Here is a 310-nt window from a genome sequence, read left to right as displayed (position 1 = left end):
TCGCTCAGCCTTGCCGTTGATCGCGGTGGGAGGTCATACTCTCCAAAACTAGAACTTGTTCTATATTTGGGGGTTTGGGCAGGGTGTACGACTTCGAAGGTGACCACGGTGCAGGGGGCGCCGGCGGATCGGGCGCGCCGCATCGGGCGCTGCTCCTGCTCGAGCTCCCGCGCTGGACGGTGGAGTACGGCTCCTCGCGACTGATCGACCTCGCCGCCGGCGTGCTGCCGGACCGTGACCTCGGCCAGGGCAGGCCCGTGCTGGTCCTGCCCGGGTTCTCGGCCCACGACAAGCTCACCGGCCGGCTCCG

The 310-nt window shown here is 68.1% G+C and carries 1 protein-coding gene; it reads left to right on the top strand.

Features of this window, described 5'->3' with window-relative positions; genetic code table 11:
• Nucleotides 1-74: 74 nt before the first annotated feature.
• Nucleotides 75-310: hypothetical protein (locus ACOADB_RS12010; protein ID WP_378598561.1), on the top strand; the 236-nt coding region annotated here is incomplete at its 3' end.

Origin of the sequence: Nocardioides sp. CPCC 206348, assembly GCF_048654705.1 — a bacterium.
Classification (GTDB): Bacteria; Actinomycetota; Actinomycetes; order Propionibacteriales; family Nocardioidaceae; genus Nocardioides.
This window is presented reverse-complemented; position numbering and strand designations above follow the sequence as displayed.